The sequence below is a fragment of the Sphingomonas sediminicola genome, from assembly GCF_014489515.1.
Classification (GTDB): domain Bacteria; phylum Pseudomonadota; class Alphaproteobacteria; order Sphingomonadales; family Sphingomonadaceae; genus Sphingomicrobium; species Sphingomicrobium sediminicola.
Map to the genome: position 1 here is coordinate 1724680 of NZ_CP060782.1, position 13636 is coordinate 1738315.

At 62.8% G+C, this 13636-nt stretch carries 16 protein-coding genes and 1 pseudogene; 10 read left to right on the forward strand and 7 right to left on the reverse strand.

Annotated elements, in window-relative coordinates; translation table 11 throughout:
* The first annotated feature begins 613 nt into the window (after positions 1 to 613).
* Entirely contained in the window at positions 614 to 2905 is a 2292-nt protein-coding gene (locus H9L14_RS09320; RefSeq protein ID WP_425506907.1) for an ATP-dependent helicase, read from the forward strand.
* A 337-nt stretch (positions 2906 to 3242) separates the two neighbouring features.
* Here the strand turns inward: H9L14_RS09320 and H9L14_RS09325 are convergent, their stop codons facing one another.
* The 3 genes from H9L14_RS09325 to H9L14_RS09335 form a co-directional block, all read right to left on the reverse strand.
* Positions 3243 to 3476 (reverse strand): hypothetical protein, encoded by a 234-nt coding sequence (locus tag H9L14_RS09325; protein WP_343070176.1) that lies wholly within the window; start codon positions 3474 to 3476, stop codon positions 3243 to 3245.
* An 86-nt stretch (positions 3477 to 3562) separates the two neighbouring features.
* Complete coding sequence (locus tag H9L14_RS09330; RefSeq protein WP_187707884.1) at positions 3563 to 3769, reverse strand: cold-shock protein; 207 nt, start codon at positions 3767 to 3769, stop codon at positions 3563 to 3565.
* A gap of 226 nt (positions 3770 to 3995) precedes the next feature.
* Positions 3996 to 4703 carry a hypothetical protein gene (locus H9L14_RS09335; RefSeq protein WP_187707885.1) on the reverse strand — a complete coding sequence of 236 codons (708 nt, stop codon included), beginning with the start codon at positions 4701 to 4703 and terminating at the stop codon, positions 3996 to 3998.
* A gap of 261 nt (positions 4704 to 4964) precedes the next feature.
* On the opposite strand from H9L14_RS09335, the gene H9L14_RS09340 reads away from it, so the two are divergent.
* Positions 4965 to 5882, forward strand: coding sequence for an outer membrane protein (locus H9L14_RS09340; protein ID WP_187707886.1), 918 nt, complete (start codon positions 4965 to 4967; stop codon positions 5880 to 5882).
* Positions 5883 to 5939: 57 nt separating this feature from the next.
* On the opposite strand, the gene H9L14_RS09345 is transcribed toward H9L14_RS09340, so the two are convergent.
* Both H9L14_RS09345 and H9L14_RS09350 read right to left on the reverse strand, forming a co-directional pair.
* A complete protein-coding gene (locus H9L14_RS09345) occupies positions 5940 to 6716 on the reverse strand; it encodes a sulfotransferase family protein (RefSeq protein WP_343070256.1) in 777 nt (258 codons plus the stop codon).
* The gene (locus H9L14_RS09350; protein ID WP_187707888.1) at positions 6602 to 7537 is read right to left on the reverse strand and encodes a tetratricopeptide repeat protein; all 936 of its coding nucleotides are present in this window, start codon (positions 7535 to 7537) and stop codon (positions 6602 to 6604) included. The genes H9L14_RS09345 and H9L14_RS09350 overlap by 115 nt, the downstream gene beginning before the upstream one ends.
* Positions 7538 to 7774: 237 nt before the next feature.
* Here H9L14_RS09350 and H9L14_RS15895 point away from each other — a divergent pair, with 237 nt between their 5' ends.
* The 6 genes and pseudogenes from H9L14_RS15895 (at position 7775) to H9L14_RS09380 (ending at position 11390) form a co-directional block, all read left to right on the forward strand.
* Entirely contained in the window at positions 7775 to 7984 is a 210-nt protein-coding gene (locus H9L14_RS15895) for an ArsR/SmtB family transcription factor (RefSeq protein ID WP_246444055.1), read from the forward strand.
* Positions 7977 to 8904 (forward strand): annotated as a pseudogene (locus H9L14_RS09360) (MBL fold metallo-hydrolase). Before H9L14_RS15895 ends, H9L14_RS09360 begins: the two are co-directional and overlap by 8 nt.
* A gap of 13 nt (positions 8905 to 8917) precedes the next feature.
* The gene (locus H9L14_RS09365) at positions 8918 to 9349 is read left to right on the forward strand and encodes a YeeE/YedE family protein (protein ID WP_187707889.1); all 432 of its coding nucleotides are present in this window, start codon (positions 8918 to 8920) and stop codon (positions 9347 to 9349) included.
* Between the two features lies 1 nt (position 9350).
* Positions 9351 to 9797 carry a DUF6691 family protein gene (locus tag H9L14_RS09370; protein ID WP_187707890.1) on the forward strand — a complete coding sequence of 149 codons (447 nt, stop codon included), beginning with the start codon at positions 9351 to 9353 and terminating at the stop codon, positions 9795 to 9797.
* On the forward strand, positions 9794 to 10579 hold the full coding sequence (locus H9L14_RS09375) for a sulfite exporter TauE/SafE family protein (protein ID WP_187707891.1): 786 nt from the start codon (positions 9794 to 9796) through the stop codon (positions 10577 to 10579). Before H9L14_RS09370 ends, H9L14_RS09375 begins: the two co-directional genes overlap by 4 nt.
* Positions 10580 to 10901: 322 nt before the next feature.
* The gene (locus H9L14_RS09380) at positions 10902 to 11390 is read left to right on the forward strand and encodes a PilZ domain-containing protein (protein ID WP_187707892.1); all 489 of its coding nucleotides are present in this window, start codon (positions 10902 to 10904) and stop codon (positions 11388 to 11390) included.
* A gap of 74 nt (positions 11391 to 11464) precedes the next feature.
* On the opposite strand, the gene H9L14_RS09385 is transcribed toward H9L14_RS09380, so the two are convergent.
* Positions 11465 to 11938: a hypothetical protein gene (locus H9L14_RS09385; protein WP_187707893.1), complete on the reverse strand. Its 474-nt coding sequence runs from the start codon at positions 11936 to 11938 to the stop codon at positions 11465 to 11467.
* 214 nt (positions 11939 to 12152) lie between these two features.
* Here H9L14_RS09385 and H9L14_RS09390 point away from each other — a divergent pair, with 214 nt between their 5' ends.
* Positions 12153 to 12767: a DUF6445 family protein gene (locus H9L14_RS09390; RefSeq protein ID WP_187707894.1), complete on the forward strand. Its 615-nt coding sequence runs from the start codon at positions 12153 to 12155 to the stop codon at positions 12765 to 12767.
* 11 nt (positions 12768 to 12778) lie between these two features.
* Positions 12779 to 13141 (forward strand): bleomycin resistance protein, encoded by a 363-nt coding sequence (locus H9L14_RS09395; RefSeq protein WP_187707895.1) that lies wholly within the window; start codon positions 12779 to 12781, stop codon positions 13139 to 13141.
* Here the strand turns inward: H9L14_RS09395 and H9L14_RS09400 are convergent.
* Positions 13138 to 13623, reverse strand: coding sequence for a PilZ domain-containing protein (locus H9L14_RS09400; protein WP_343070177.1), 486 nt, complete (start codon positions 13621 to 13623; stop codon positions 13138 to 13140). The genes H9L14_RS09395 and H9L14_RS09400 overlap by 4 nt on opposite strands.
* Positions 13624 to 13636 lie beyond the last annotated feature (13 nt).

The window sequence follows — 13636 nt, forward strand, 5'->3', positions numbered from 1 at the left end:
GGATATGCCGGTCAAGTGGTCCAAGTCCCAGGGGACCTATTCCAAAAGTCCTGGCTCACCAGCTCAGGCGTCGCTTCCCATCTGACAGCTCCCTCCGAAGAGGAGACCGACCGTCTACTTGGCTGCGCTGCCCGAAGGCTCGCTTCCCTTTCGACTATCGGTGCCTGGCTAAGCCAAAGCCACCCGATGTTCTGCGGCCCTTCTTGGGTCGACCACTCTTGCGTTTCGCTTTGTTCTTCCGCCCGAGGGCTTCCGAACCGCGTCGCGCTAGAGGAAGATCAACTCTTCCGGCGCCTCTTCCCGACTGGCGCCACAAACCTCCGAAGAGTTTCGCATTGCCTGTCGGCGGAGATCGGTCCTTCCGTCACCCTCCGCTCCCTTCTGTCCCTTGCGGGCCTTCCGGTGGAGGCGGGGACTTCCGTCCCGATCACCATTTGACAATGCACGTCGCCGCCGAGTCGGGGAAGCGAAAAATATGTGCTCAGGCCTGTGGATAACGGGGATACTGGGAACAACAGTCGGAACATTTCATGATTCCCACGAGTCGCCCACTTTGGTTGCCGTTCCGTTCCCCCTAACCTACCTCCAACCCGTGCCAGATTCGTCCGCCGACCTGCCCGACTCGCCCGACTCGAGTCGCGAAGCCCCCTGGCTCGCCGGCCTGAACCCGCCGCAGCGGGAGGCCGTGCTTACGACTGAGGGCCCCGTGCTGGTCCTCGCCGGCGCCGGCACCGGCAAGACCTCCGCCCTCACCGCTCGCCTCGCCAACCTCATCGCAACCCGCAAGGCGTGGCCGAGCCAGATCCTCGCCGTCACCTTCACCAACAAGGCCGCGCGCGAGATGAAGGAGCGCATCGCCAGGATCAGCGGCGGAGCGATCGAGGGCATGCCGTGGCTCGGCACCTTCCACTCGGTCGCCGCGCGCATGCTCCGCAGCCATGCCGAGCTCGTCGGCCTGCAGTCCAACTTCACCATCCTCGACACCGACGACCAGCTCCGCGTCCTCAAGCAGCTGATCAGCGCCGTCAATCTCGACGAGAAGCGCTGGCCCGCGCGTCAGCTCGCCACCCTCATCGATCGCTGGAAGAACCGCGGCTGGACTCCGAAAGAGGTCGACCTCGGCGAAGCGGAAGCGTTCGGCCCCGGCCGCGGCCGCGAGCTCTACGCCGCCTACCAGGACCGCCTGCGCACCCTGAACGCCTGCGACTTCGGCGACCTCCTGCTCCACATGCTGACGATCTTCCGCACGCACCCCGACGTGCTGGAGAGCTACCGCGACCGTTTCCGCTACATCCTGGTCGACGAATATCAGGACACCAACCAGTCGCAGTACGCCTGGCTCAAGCTCCTTGCCGAGCCGCGCCGCAACCTCTGCTGCGTCGGCGACGACGACCAGTCGATCTATTCCTGGCGCGGCGCGGAGGTCGCCAACATCCTCCGCTTCGAAAAGGACTTCCCCGGCGCGAAGGTCATCCGCCTGGAACAGAACTACCGCTCCACCTCGCACATCCTGGCCGCCGCCGACGGCCTCATCGCCAACAATGCCGGCCGCCTCGGCAAGACACTCTGGACCGACAAGGGCGACGGCGAGAAGGTCAAGGTCGTCGGCATCTGGGACGGCCCGGAGGAGGCGCGCCGCATCGGCGAGGATGTCGAGGGCATGCAGCGCCGCGGGCTAAGCCTCGACGACGTCGCCATCCTCGTCCGCGCCCAGTTCCAGACGCGCGAGTTCGAAGAGCGCTTCATCGCGATCGGCCTGCCCTACCAGATCATCGGCGGCTTCCGCTTCTACGAACGCGCCGAGATCCGCGACGCCCTCGCCTACCTCCGCCTCATCCACCAGCCCGCCGACGACCTCGCGTTCGAGCGCATCGTCAACCAGCCCAAGCGCGGCCTCGGCGACAAGGCAATCGCCACCATCCACGCGCACGCGCGCGCGTCTCAGGAGCCGCTTCTGATCGCCGCCGCCAAGCTTCTCGACACGGACGAGCTTCAGTCCCGCGCCCGCTCTAGCCTCGGCCGTTTCGTCGCCGACATCGCCCGCTGGAAGCAGATGGCGAACGAGCTTCCCCATGCCGAGCTCGCCCGCATCATGCTCGACGAAAGCGGCTATACCGCCATGCTCCAGGCCGAGCGCAGCGCGGAATCCGCCGGCCGCCTCGAAAACCTCGCCGAGCTCACCCGCGCGATGGAGGAATATGAAAGCCTCCCTGCCTTCCTCGAACACGTCAGCCTCGTCATGGACAATGACGAGAACCGGCAGGGCGAGAAGGTCACCATCATGACCATCCACGCCGCCAAGGGGCTGGAGTTCGACATCGTCTATTTGCCCGGCTGGGAGGAAGGTATCTTCCCGTCGCAGCGCGCGCTCGACGAAGGCGGCCTCGCCAGCCTCGAGGAGGAACGCCGCCTCGCCTACGTCGCCATCACCCGCGCGCGGAAAAAGGCGACGGTGATGCACGCCGCCAACCGGCGCATCTACGGCCAGTGGACCAGCTCCCTCCCCAGCCGCTTCGTCGGCGAGCTTCCCGAAGCGCATATCGATCAGGAAACGACCATGTCCGGCGGCGAGAGCCTGTGGCGCGCGCAATGGAGCGAGCGCGCCGATCCCTTCGCTCACCTCGGCCCCGCGCAAGGCATGCGAGCCGCGACCCGCGGCCCCGGCTGGCAGCGCGCGAGCCAGGGCGGCCGCTTCAACCGCGACCCCCAGCGCGTGATCGAAGCCAAGGCGTCTGCGGTGTCGCTAGGCAACCAGGGACGGACGGACCTGGAGCTCGGCCAGCGCGTGTTCCACGGCAAGTTCGGCTACGGCAAGATCGTCGCGCAGGAAGGCAACAAGCTCGAGATCGAGTTTGAGCATGCGGGGTTGAAGAAGGTTTTGGATTCTTTCGTCAGCGCCTCTTAGCGACTGTTACGTCGTGTTTTCTTCCGACCTCTTACAGACATTAGGCCAACAGTTCCTTTTCGGACTCGGTCGTGGGTCATCACCTCAGTAAGATCGGCCCGCGCCATCACTGCCGAGGAAATCGTCGCTGAGCGCCCACCCCGGAACCCATGATAGCCAAGCCCGAGTCCCAGACTTCAATTGGGAAGTCCAGCCAGACAGTCTTTTGTAGACCGATGTCCAACGAAGGCCGCCACGGGAGCAAATCCCGTGACGTCGGACGCGTCTCGCAGCGCAGCTTAGGCCGCGCGCAACTTCGCCTTGGTGGAAATCCGGCAATCGCGGATCTCGCAGGCCTTCAGGCTTCGGCGCTCTCCGCCAGCTGCGCGGCTTTCGCGGCGGCCAGGTCTGCGCGCATCTTCTCGGTGCGATCGGCTCGCGTGGCCATTTCCATCCACGCGGCCTCTGCACGGAGGCAGCGATCGCGCACGTTCTCGAGCGTCGCTTCGTCAGCCTCGGCGCGAGCCTGCTCGGCGCGGAGCCGGTAGACATCGCGGTCTTTCAATTGCCGTACGGATACGGGCTCGACCATTGTTCAACTCCTGGCTCCCTCCGCCCGCCCGCGCGAGGCGGAGCGGGCCGAAGGTCCTCCCGAAAACGGGAGGGAATTCGCTTACGTTACGCGGACTGAAGGTTGACGGCGCTCATCTTACCGCGCCGGTCTTCTTCGAGCTCGTAGCTGACGCGCTGGTCCTTCTGCAGCGTGCGCATTCCGGCACGCTCAACGGCCGTGATGTGGACGAAAGCGTCGTTGCCGCCGTCCTCGGGTGCGATGAAGCCGTAGCCCTTTTGGTCGTTGAAAAACTTTACTGTGCCGATCGGCATATTGTCGTTCCTTCCATGGAGGACCGCCAATCGGTCCTCTGGCGCTAGGAGAGGCGATAGAAGGAATGAGGAGCCGCAAAGCGCCTGGAGACCGTTCGATTGCGACTAGTAGCGCCCCCACATAAGCCTTTTGCCCGCAAATGTAACCTTTGAGCCAGAACGATGCCGGGAAGCTGGCGTTGACTCAGCTCTTCAAGCCAAAGGGCGACGCACTCAATAGGCGGGGTCAGTAACGGATGCCCGGCCGGTAGTACCTCGCCGCTTGGTCCGCGCGAGCGACTTGGTTGCGGCTGCAGATGTTGTCGGCCCGGATCCGGTAGCCGCGGGCGTTGTAGTAGACGTCGCACTTGTTGGTGAAACGGACGTGCAGCCCGCCGTCGTAGGATGGCAGAAGCATGATGTCGTTCCAGCTTCCGCCCGGGTTGTAGCCGCCACCGCCCGGATAATAGCCGCTGTGCCGCCGCCAATCGGCCATTGCCCGATCGGCGATCGATCGCTGCCGGATGTTGCAGCCGCCCTTGCTGCGAAGGTGCTGGCCCATCCAGTTGTAATAGACACGGCAGCCATCGGCGAACTGGACGCGGTCGTACCGGATGTCGGTGATCCGGTACTGACGGTTCGCTCCCGGATATTGCGGATCGTAATAGGTGTGGTCGTTGCCGGGGTAACCTGGATAGCCCGGCTGCGGCGGATAGCCCGGATAGCCGCCTCGGTACGGCGCGATGGCCCGCTCCGCCTGCGCCCTCTGGTAGGACGTGCAGCTGCGATCGACGCTCTCGATCGTCAGGTTGCGGTTGTAATGGACCGTGCACGGACCGGGGAATTCGACGTTGAGTTCGCCGTTGCTCTGGCGCACGACCTGCTGCGCAGCGACCGGCGACGCCAAGCCTCCCGAAACGATCGCGATGGTCGATAGCGAAACCAACTGCCGCATGGATGCACCTCCAGATTTGAGGATAATGCCGGATTGCGCGGGCAGAGGGATTTACACTCTACCGCTGATCTGGCGCAATCTGGACTTTATCCCAGCGTAAGAAAACCGCGAGAATCCGCAGTTTTCTTTGCTCCAGCACACGAAGACTGATATGAATCAATGCGTCGCTCTTGTCCCCGGTAGCACCTGCTTCCGGGTCTGCGTTCACCCGATAAAGCGTTCGTCGAGTCACCCGCGTTCAAAACAACGGAGGAGGGCAAGTTGCGCAAATATCTTCTGGCCGCCGCGGCCGCGGCCGCAATCGCTTCACCTGCAGTCGCCCGTGATGGAAGCGGCTATTTCGGAGTGGAGGGCGGCGCGCTCTTCCCGAAAGACAGCCACGTCGATTTCGCCGGCACGTATACCTATTCCGAAGGCGGCACTTATGACTTCGTCGCCGACTTCAAGACCAATTACAAAACCGGCGTCGATGTCGACGTGATCGGGGGCTACGACTTCGGCATGTTCCGGCTCGAAGGCGAGCTCGGCTGGAAACAGGCCAAGCACAAAAGCTATGACAATGCGACATTGGTCGCGACGAGCAGTGAAGGCGACACCTTTACCTATGGCCCATACGACGCGGATGCCGACGGCAAGACGACGGTCCTGTCGGCGATGGTCAATGCCTTGCTCGACTTTGGCGATGAAAACGGCCTGAGCTTTTACGCCGGCGGCGGCGTCGGCTGGGCACAGACGAAATACCGCGTCTCGCTCGACTCAACAGATACGACAATCGACGATTTGTCGGGCACAGCGAAGGATAGCGGTTTCGCCTGGCAGGGGATCGCCGGGGTTCGGTACGCTTTGTCTCCCAACATCGATCTCGGGCTGAAGTATCGCTACTTCAGGGGACCGCGCGTGAAGGAAAGCGAGGTCTTTGCCTCAGGCGCCTCGGTAAGCGGGACGTTCGACGCCCGAACGCGGTTCCAGTCGCACAGCTTGCTGGCGAGCTTGATCTACAACTTCGCGGCTCCACCACCGCCTCCACCTCCACCGCCACCACCACCGCCTCCTCCGCCGCCGCCGCCTCCACCGGCGACGCAGACGTGTCCGGACGGCTCGGTGATATTGGCGACGGATGCCTGTCCGGTACCGCCGCCACCGCCTCCTCCGCCGCCTCCGGCGCCAGAGAGAGGATAGGCGTAACCCGATCGAAACTGGGCGGGGTGGGCAACCACTCCGCCCTTTTCGTTGGAGCTAGCTTTCCCAGCCTTCGAGAGCCGGCCCGAGCGCTTCCTTCAGCTCACCCAACCACGGTTCGTAAGGCCGCCAGGCGTCGACGCCGTCCCGGTTGATCGGTCGCCGCACCTGCTCCGCGCTCGGCGTTCGAACCGCCCTCTTGTTGGCATGGAATTCGAGGCAGGCATCATCGAACGGAACGCCGATGTAAGCGAGCAGCCGCCGCACCTCTCCGTCCGGATCTTCGATCAGCTTCTCGTTGAGCAGGCGGTGGACCGCGCCTGGCTGGACGCCGTCGAAGTGCCGCATGAAACGCCAGTAATCGTAGTAGAATTCGCCGATCGAACGGAGGCTGTAGGAGAACGTCACACCAGTCGCGTAATTCTGTTTGAAGTTCGAAAACCCGCACGCCATCGGATATCGCCGAGCATCGACCATCTTCGCATTCGGGAGCGCCAGCCGGATCAAGGTCGCGTTGATCCAGTTTCCCGGCATCTTGTCCACGAAATAGGGCTTGCCGGTCTGTCGGAACGGCCGGGTCCGCTCCATATATTCCTCGCCGATCGCCGCGATCTCCGACGGTTCGAGCGCCGCGATCGCCTCGCCGATGGTTTGGCCGGATGACCGCCGAAGCCGAGCGGCGATGGTGTTCATCACCGGAAGCTCGGCCGTACCCTCGATCAGCGGATGACTGGCGAGGATCTGCTCGACGAGCGTCGACCCCGAGCGGTGCAGCCCGAATACGAAGATAGGATCTTTCGCCGTGCACCCCGCGCCCGCGAAACGCTTGAAGATTTCCGGAGTGCAGTGCGCGAGCGCGTCCTCGACCGGCTCTGTGATCGGGATCGTCTCGGGATCCAGCTGCCGTGTGCGAAGCGCATTGCCCGCGGCATAATGACGGAACGAAGCCTCGTAGTCCCCTGATCCTCATACGCCTTGCCGAGCGCAAAATGGATATGCAGCGCCTCATCGAGCGAGACATTCTGCCGAAGCGCTTGCTGCATCTGGGCAATGTCCGGCGCTGAAAACCGATACGACTTGAAGTTGGCGAGCGTCCAATAAGCCTGACCCATGGTGGGCTGCAGCTTGGTCGCTCGCTTCAGCGCCTTCACTGCCTCGTCGATCCGGCCAACTGTCCGAAGCGCATTGGCGAGGTTCATCCACGTTCCCGCGCGGTTCGGCTGCTCACGAAGCATGCGCTTGTAGGTATCGATCTGGGCGTCGTGCATGCCGAGCAGGCCAAGCGTCTTCGCCTCCATCCCGCTGACTTCCAGCTTCTTTCGGAAATTGGGCGGAAGCTCTTCGAATTCGCGGAGGGCCAGAGCCGCACCTGCGTGCTTCAACAGATGCTCGATCAACGCGAGCCGTCTCTCCGGCCTGGGATCAGCCGAAACGGCGCGGCGAAGCAGGACGGTCGCATCCTCGATCTGACGATCCTCGGCGGAAATCTGAGCGAGCACCGTCAGCGCGTCCGCGTCCGTCGGGTCTTCCGCCAGCCTGTCGCGAAGATGCATCTGCGCCTTCAGCCGATTGCCCGACCGCAAGGCGGCAGACGCGAAATCGAGCGCAACCTTCGACTTCGCCGATGCGTCCCTCGATAAGGGGTTCGAAAACATCCCGTTCAGTGGAACTCCGACGTCGCCCGCTGTCAACGGTCACGCACCCGAGACATTGACAGTCCATTAGGTATCACTAAATTAGTGAATACTAATGGAAATGACCCAAACAATGCTCGATCCTGCCTTTGGAGATCAGGCTGCGGAAGCGGCGAGTCTTCTTAGGGCGATGTCGAACTCCAGCCGGCTGTTGGTGCTCTGCCATCTGGCGGGGGCGTAGAGCTGTCCGTCAGCCAGATGTGTGAACTTGTCGGCTTAAGCCAGTCGGCCTTGTCCCAGCATCTCGCCAAGCTTCGCCAGGAGGGGCTGGTTGCCACGCGAAAGCTGGCCCAGACAGTCTTCTATCGCGTCGCCGATCCACGCGCCGAACGGCTGCTTGTGCTGCTACAGGAAATTTACTGCCCCGAGCTCGGCAGCGGAATATCGAGGAATTTCGCCAATGACTGATGACGCTCCCATCAAGAAGGCGATCGAGCAGGTCGAAGCGGTGACCCGCGGGGACGCGCGGGCGCCGACCGTTCAGGGTTTCTTCGACGAAGCGACCTTCACCGCGAGCTATGTCGTTTCCGACCCCGCCGCAAAGCGGGGGCGATCATCGACAGCGTTCTCGACTTCGACCAGCCCTCGGGCCGCACGTCCACGAAGTCGGCGGATGAGATTGTCGATTACGTCCGCGAGCACGGACTAACCGTCGACTGGATCCTCGAAACCCACGCGCATGCCGACCACCTATCCGCGGGCCGTACCTGCAGGAGAAGCTCGGCGGAAAAATCGCCATCGGGCACGAGATCCTTACCGTCCAGCAAGTCTTCGGGAAAATCTTCAACGAGGGCACTGAGTTCGCCCGCGATGGATCGCAATTCGACCGGCTGTTCACCGATGGCGACGACTTTTCGGTCGGGGAAATTCCGGTAACGGTCCTGCACGTTCCAGGCCACACACCAGCCGACCTGGCCTATGCGATCGGCGACGCCCTGTTCGTCGGCGACACAATGTTCATGCCCGACTACGGAACGGCCCGGACCGACTTTCCGGGCGGTTGCGCGAGGCAATTGTACCGCTCGATCCGGCGGCTGATGCAGCTTCCCGGAGAGACGCGCGTCTTCCTCTGCCACGACTACAAGGCGCCCAACCGCGACCAGTTCGTCTGGGAGACGACGATCGAGGCCGAGCGTGTCGGCAATGTACACGTCCACAGAGACGTAACCGAAGACGAGTTCGTGAGCATGCGTACGCAGCGCGACGCGACCCTCGACATGCCGCGCCTGATCCTTCCGTCGATCCAGATAAACATGCGCGCCGGTCATCTTCCGGAGCCGGAAGAGAACGGCACGCGCTACCTCAAACTGCCTCTCAATCTCCTGTGAGGGCTCGCTCATAATGCTCGAACCCCTCTCCCCAGTCTTCGCGATCGGCGGCGGATTGCTGATCGGTGGCGCGGCAGCCCTTTTGCTCATGCTGACCGGCCGCATCGCTGGTGTGAGCGGCATGTTCGCGACGGTCATGCGTATCGCTGACGCAGGGCCACCGTGGAAACTGGCGACAGCGTTCATACTGGGCTTGCCAATTGGCGCCGCGATCACGTCGCTCCTGGTCCGCAGGCCGGACATCGAAGTGAAATCCTCGATGCCCCTGCTGATTGCCGCAGGCCTGCTGGTCGGCTTCGGAACGAGGCTCGGCAATGGATGCACCAGCGGCCATGGCGTGTGCGGCATAGGCCGGCTTTCACCGCGGTCGATCGCGGCAACCCTGACGTTCATGGCGGCCGCGATCGCGACCGTCTTCATCACCCGTCACGTCCTGGGAGCCTGACATGCGCGCAATCATCCCAGCCTCCGTTGCAGGCGTCATCTTCGGAGCCGGCCTTGCGATGTCCGACATGGTCAATCCGGCGCGAGTTCTCGGCTTTCTCGACATTGCCGGCGCATGGGACCCCACGCTTGCGTTCGTGATGGGCGCGGCGGTCGTGGCTTCTGCCATCGGCTATGCCTTCTCGAGGCGCCTGCGTGCGCCCGTGTTCGGAAAGAGCTTTTTCATTCCGGAGAACCGCCGTCTCGATAGCCAGATCATCGGCGGCGCCGCCTTGTTCGGCATCGGCTGGGGCCTTGTCGGCTTCTGCCCCGGCCCGGCCATCACGGGGCTGATCTACGGGATGTGGCAGCCCTGGCTTTTCGTCGCGGCGATGGTCGCAGGGATGGCGCTGCAGAGGGTAATTTCCACGCAGCGCACAAGTGACCGTGCCGCCAAGGCGGACGCATGACCCTCGAGCCCATCCAATACGTCCTCGGAGCCATGTCCGGCGGCCTGGTCGGCTTCGTTCTCGGCCTGGTTGGCGGCGGCGGCTCGATCCTTGCGGTGCCGCTGATGGTTTACGTCGTGGGCGTATCCAGTCCGCACGTGGCGATCGGAACGAGCGCGTTCGCAGTGGCAGCAAATGCCGCCACAGGTCTCGCCAGCCACGCCCGTCACGGACATGTGAAGTGGCGGTGCGCTCTTGTCTTTGCGGTGTCGGGCATCGCTGGCGCGGCCATCGGCTCGACGCTCGGCAAGAGCTTCGACGGGCAAAGTCTGCTGTTCCTTTTCGCGCTGGTCATGATCGCGGTCGGAATCCTGATGCTCCGGCGGCGCGGAAGCGTCGGCAATCCGGAAGTAAAGCTGGGGCGGGAGAATGCGGGGAAGCTCGTCGCCTACGGGTTCGGTTCAGGCTTATTCTCGGGCTTCTTCGGTATTGGGGGCGGGTTCCTCATCGTGCCGGGGCTGATTGCGGCAACCGCCATGCCGATGATCAACGCCGTGGGCTCATCGCTCGTGGGCGTGACCTCGTTCGGGCTAACGACCGCGACCAATTATGCGCTTTCCGGCCTGGTCGACTGGCCGCTTGCCGCCGTGTTCATAGCCGGCGGCATTGGAGGCGGTGTCCTGGGTACGCAGGCGGCGCGCCATCTTTCGACGAAGCGCGACTCACTCACGCTCGTCTTTGCGGTGCTGATCTTCGTTGTCGCGGCCTACATGCTCTGGCGAACCGCCAGCCAGATCTTCTAGTCGCGCAACAAGCGGAAGCTACGCAGCAGTGAACGCGTAGATCATTGCTCCACCGACGACTGCGACCGTGAAGAGAAGCGACCAAAGCTGTCGCGAACGGTTGGCTTCGAATTCCATCGAATTTCCCCCACCCATGGGCGAAAACGCTCGCCCGCTGCGGACTATATCATCGGCTCGACCCGAGGGAGAGCGATTAATTCACTCAGAACATTAGGAATCTGCCCACGTGTTGCGTTGATAGCACGCACCGATCTTCGCAAATGCGCTGAATTGAACGCGTTCAAAACCTCTCGTTTACGATTGCCCATGCACCGAAGGCGGGATGGCACTTCAAGCACGTTTGGCCGCGTCAAAGGCCGGTAACCGCCGCTCCTCTCCGCGACGCACCCTTCATCTCCAGTCGACGCTCGCCGACGGCGGCGAGGAGGTTATCATCCATGACATCTCACACACCGGGTTGCTGCTCGAAACGACTGCGCTTCTGACCGAACGGCAGGCCTTGGACGTCGAACTTCCCGAAGTCGGGATCGTCCAGGCCAATGTGGTCTGGCGGAGCAGCCGGTTCGTCGGCTGCAGGTTCGCAAGCCCGGTTTCGCAAGGGGCCGTCAGCGCGGCGCTCCTCCGCAATCCAATCGCGCGTGCGAAAGAGATCAGCGAGGAACGCGCGTGGGAGAAGCTTGGCGCGCTGTGCGAGGTTCCGGAACAAGAACGCGGTCGGGACGCGCTGCCGATTGCAACAAGCGCCTCGATCATCGTCGGAGCTTCGCTGCTGCTTTGGGCTCTGATTCTCTGGAGCGTGGGGATTCTCTGACCCAAAGAAGGAATGAAAGAAAGAAGGAGCGCCGGCGTTGGGCCGGCGCTCCTCTTGCTTCGTTTCAACCGCGATTAGCGGCGGTAGACGTCGACGTCACGGATGTAGCCGCGGTAGTCCACGCTGCACCTGAACGACAGGTCAGGCTGATAGCTGTAGCCGGTCGCGCCGTAAGCGCCGTAGCCGTATGGACTATAGGCATACGCCCGGCCGCTGGTAGCGAGGCCGCGAACAGTCATCGACCTGCGGTTAGGACTGACCTGCGTAACCTGGAGAACGCGTCCACTCGGCTGCCTGGCGCCAAGCACTGCACCGAGAATTCCGGTCATGCCGACGCTACGATTGAGACGGCTCTGGACGGCCGCGGCGCACTGCTGAGCCGCCATGTTGGTCACATTGGCATTGTAACCGTAGGCATTGCCGTAAGGGGCGCCATATGGCGACGCATAGCGGGGCGCGTAGCTATAATATTGAGCCGCTGCAGGAGCGGCCGTTGCGAGCGCAGCGATACCTGCCGCACTGGCGAAAATCTTTGTAAACATGGTCATGGCTCGTCTCCTTTCAGATTACAGGAGCCTTCGACCGATTAAACGAACGGCAGCGGGCCGAAGGGTGCTGCATCCGTCTCGGAGAAACCTCGGCTCACCGCCGAAGCGTGAACGGTTGGTGAATTATGGATCCCGCGTAATTTGACCCCGCCAGATTGCTTAGAGATGTGAAACCGCTAGCCTCGCGACGAAGGACCGCAAACGGGGGCGCGTGATGGTTCCTGCCGTGTTCGTCATCGACGATTTTCTCCGCAATGCCGAAGAGGTCCGCCGCCAGGCACTCGGCCTAAGCTATGCCGTGGGCGGCCGCTACCCCGGCCTCAACTCCATCGAGAAGCTTCGAATCGAAGGGCTCGACCAAGTCGTCTCGACACTCGTGCACGAGCAGGTGCGCGCGCCATGGACCGAGGATTTCTCGCATGGTCACTGTCGCGTCGCACTGGCCTCTGACGAGCAGATCGCGCGCATTCACATCGACCAGAGCCATTGGTCCGGAATCCTCTACCTGAGCCGGCCCGAAGATTGCCAGGGCGGGACCGAATTCTTCCGGCACAAGAGGACCGGAACCGACCGCGTGCCGATGGACGAGGAGAGCCTGAAGGCGATCGGCTATTCGACCTACGAGGAACTCCAGAAGGACATTCTCGACAAGGATGCGCTCGACCGCTCGAAGTGGGAGCACACCATGACCGTGCCGATGCGCTTCAACCGGCTGGTCTTGCTGCAACCGCATTATTGGCACACGGCGGGCCCGGGGTTCGGCGACAGCCTCGAAAACGGCCGCCTGATCTACGTGATGTTCTTCTTGCGCGGCCAGCCGCAGCAGTAGGAATCCAACAAATGGACCACGCGACACCAAATCTTCCCTCGCGCGATTTCGAGGCGACGTCGCAATTCTACGGAAAGCTTGGATTCAGCGAGAGCTGGCGAGACCGCGGCTGGATGATCCTGAAGCGCGACGGCGCGGCGCTGGAATTCTTTCCTTATCCCGATCTCGATCCGCTCGAGAGCTCGTTCGGCTGCTGCCTCAGGCTCGACGACCTTGAGTCCTTCTATCGAACCTGCCGGGATGCCGGGGTGCCGGAAACCAGCGGAGGCCAGCCCAGGCTCCAGCTGCCTCGGAAAGAGCCCAGCGGTCTTACGATTGCCTATCTTGTCGATCCGGACGGATCGCTTGTCCGAATCGTGCAGAATCCGGCCTAGTCAGCTCGGCGTTCACCCTCCCGCCGTTCTCCCTCACGTCGATCATCGGTGCGCCCGCCCTGCCGGCGCTTGATCCCGGACCTGCGTTCCTCGCCGTCCCGGCGTTCCGGGTTTTGACGGCGGTCCCCATTCTCGGTGTCCTGATCGGCCATCGCCAGAAATCCTACCCTGTTAGGACCATTGGTCCCAATTGATTGGCGCAAGGAAGACACCCCCGCCTCGTTGCCGAGCGCCCAGCGGATCTGCGCCGGAAATTGTTCGCCGCGCTCGACGCGCAGTGTCACATGCTCCCCGATACGGGGCGTCTCTGAAATCTCGAGGCGGAAGCCCCCGCTCGAGATATCGAGAATCGTAGCAGGCGATTCCACACCATCGGAATTGACCAGCATCACCTGGCGCCGAACATCCACTCTCGGCGCACGCTTTATGATTCCGGGTGTTCGAGCCATCGGCCTGCTCCCCACTCGGCACGACCTTAACATAGATAATGGTCGA

Bases quoted from the DNA above. Each gene is read 5' to 3' on its own strand.
- H9L14_RS09400 (WP_343070177.1), bottom strand. From the start codon at position 13,623: ATGTTAAGGTCGTGCCGAGTGGGGAGCAGGCCGATGGCTCGAACACCC.
- H9L14_RS09350 (WP_187707888.1), bottom strand. From the start codon at position 7,537: ATGTTTTCGAACCCCTTATCGAGGGACGCATCGGCGAAGTCGAAGGTT.
- H9L14_RS09390 (WP_187707894.1), top strand. From the start codon at position 12,153: ATGGTTCCTGCCGTGTTCGTCATCGACGATTTTCTCCGCAATGCCGAA.
- H9L14_RS09335 (WP_187707885.1), bottom strand. From the start codon at position 4,703: ATGCGGCAGTTGGTTTCGCTATCGACCATCGCGATCGTTTCGGGAGGC.
- H9L14_RS09365 (WP_187707889.1), top strand. From the start codon at position 8,918: ATGCTCGAACCCCTCTCCCCAGTCTTCGCGATCGGCGGCGGATTGCTG.
- H9L14_RS15895 (WP_246444055.1), top strand. From the start codon at position 7,775: ATGTGTGAACTTGTCGGCTTAAGCCAGTCGGCCTTGTCCCAGCATCTC.
- H9L14_RS09325 (WP_343070176.1), bottom strand. From the start codon at position 3,476: ATGGTCGAGCCCGTATCCGTACGGCAATTGAAAGACCGCGATGTCTAC.
- H9L14_RS09375 (WP_187707891.1), top strand. From the start codon at position 9,794: ATGACCCTCGAGCCCATCCAATACGTCCTCGGAGCCATGTCCGGCGGC.
- H9L14_RS09385 (WP_187707893.1), bottom strand. From the start codon at position 11,938: ATGACCATGTTTACAAAGATTTTCGCCAGTGCGGCAGGTATCGCTGCG.
- H9L14_RS09370 (WP_187707890.1), top strand. From the start codon at position 9,351: ATGCGCGCAATCATCCCAGCCTCCGTTGCAGGCGTCATCTTCGGAGCC.
- H9L14_RS09330 (WP_187707884.1), bottom strand. From the start codon at position 3,769: ATGCCGATCGGCACAGTAAAGTTTTTCAACGACCAAAAGGGCTACGGC.
- H9L14_RS09380 (WP_187707892.1), top strand. From the start codon at position 10,902: ATGGCACTTCAAGCACGTTTGGCCGCGTCAAAGGCCGGTAACCGCCGC.
- H9L14_RS09395 (WP_187707895.1), top strand. From the start codon at position 12,779: ATGGACCACGCGACACCAAATCTTCCCTCGCGCGATTTCGAGGCGACG.